Source organism: Flavihumibacter sp. CACIAM 22H1 (genome assembly GCF_001601815.1).
Classification (GTDB): Bacteria; Bacteroidota; Bacteroidia; order Chitinophagales; family Chitinophagaceae; genus Flavihumibacter.
Window position 1 is genome coordinate 6,421 of sequence record NZ_LUKG01000127.1, and the last position, 1,046, is coordinate 7,466.

1 protein-coding gene is annotated in these 1,046 nt (G+C 44.0%); it reads right to left on the reverse strand.

Annotated elements, in window-relative coordinates; genetic code table 11:
- Positions 1-1,046: transglutaminase domain-containing protein (locus A1D16_RS20730; RefSeq protein ID WP_366207089.1), on the reverse strand; the 1,046-nt coding region annotated here is incomplete at both ends.

The window sequence follows — 1,046 nt, forward strand, 5'->3', positions numbered from 1 at the left end:
ATTAAATAAAGCATCCTGTCCCTTTTGCCGCACAATATTCCTGTAATAAGAGGAACCGAAATAGCCTAAATTGGATTGCACATTTCCCTTTATTTCAACCGGGCTGGCAACAATGGTTGCGAGGGTAACTTTTTTCTCCAGCAGGGAGTCGGCAGCGAGGTCGATCGGAAGCGGGTCGGCCGTTAATACCCGGGCATGCCCATTGTAACATTTGTTGGGTAGGCGTCCAAATCCCAAATCCGGATCAGAAGCATCGAGGAGATAGTCCTCTTCTCCGATCAGTACCGCACATATTACATAGTTGAACCGGTCCATTAATGGATATAGTTCGTGCGTATAACCAAGATCACGTGTGCTAAGGATAACAGGGTATGCAGTGAAACCCATGGATTTCAGCGTGGCCGTCAGCAGCAGGTTTATATCTGCTACACTACCGGTTTTTGTTTTGATCAGGTTCTTAATGCTACCACTGGTATAAATTCCGCGGTAACCATTCCAGGTAAAATTATCCCGGATATATTCGAAAATAAGGCGGGCTTTTTGAACAGGATCTTTTGCGGTTAACATCAGCGGCTTCAATGGCTCATCCAGGCTGCCTTCCGCTTTTTGCATAGCATCACCAAAAGCCTCACTTTTCATCAGGTTTTCGGTAACCTTAGGCCAGCTTTCCATTACCATTTGTACAGGCTGATTAGGATACCGCACAGCAGAGAGCTGAAACTCAATTTTACTACGATAATTTTCCATTGTAGTAACAAAACTTTCTGCTTTCAGGGCAGGTACATCTTTCATTACCCATCTTTTCATTTTCGCCATACCAGTCAGCACAATATCATCGTTGGTAGAACCGAGTCCCTCAGAACGTCTTCTATGAATGCGATAGGTACGGGAACCATCTTTAGAGGTATTGATGTGATAAGATTTATACCCCTGTGCCAGGAATACATAATCATAATACTCCGGAATCTCTACTTCATATTCACTCCATAGGGTAGGGTATTCGTGTTGAAATTCCCATGCCCGGAAATCGAAAATATAATCAGAGC